General features: G+C 56.3%; 2 pseudogenes. One reads left to right on the top strand and one right to left on the bottom strand.

The features are described from left to right. Positions 1 to 299: pseudogene (locus D8V06_RS30570) on the bottom strand (hypothetical protein); the annotation flags it as partial. Positions 300 to 425: 126 nt separating this feature from the next. On the opposite strand from D8V06_RS30570, the pseudogene D8V06_RS06375 reads away from it, so the two are divergent. After that, positions 426 to 618 (top strand): annotated as a pseudogene (locus D8V06_RS06375) (argininosuccinate lyase); the annotation flags it as partial.

The raw sequence follows: 618 nt of genomic DNA, 5'->3' as shown, positions 1-618 counted from the left end.
GCACAAGGATAGCGTAGACAGGTGAAGTGACGTCCGTCACCGCGATCCACGCTAAGACTAGCGCGAGCGTCAAAAAGTGCCGCTTGTCGGGCAGCTAAATTTTCATCTGCCGGGCGATTGGCGGCCCAGGCCCGCTTTGGCGACACATCGCCACAGGGTTTGCTGATACGCAATACGGACACCCCTCTTCTTATAGTCAGCTTTGGCACCAGGAAGTGCGCTGATCCTATTGTCCAACTGTAGACGGTTGCCGAGACGATATTGCTCAATTGAAAAATATCGTTGTGCAATTCGTCCACGGCTTGACCTGACACAACTCACGACATGAAAAACCAGTCGACCAGTGTCACCGACACGATTGGCAACCCTGTTATTATCCGCGCCAGTTTCAACGCCATTTTTCTTCAGCCGATACGAGCGAATTCATGAGCACTGACAAGACCAATCAGTCCTGGGGCGGCCGCTTCAGTGAACCCGTCGACGCCTTCGTCGCCCGCTTCACCGCCTCCGTCACCTTCGACCAGCGCCTGTATCGCCACGACATCATGGGCTCGATCGCCCACGCCACCATGCTGGCCAAGGTCGGCGTGCTGACCGATGCCGAGCGCGACAGCATCA

The organism is Pseudomonas sp. Sample_24, from assembly GCF_004307605.1.
In the GTDB taxonomy this organism is placed as follows: Bacteria; Pseudomonadota; Gammaproteobacteria; order Pseudomonadales; family Pseudomonadaceae; genus Aquipseudomonas.
This window is presented reverse-complemented; position numbering and strand designations above follow the sequence as displayed.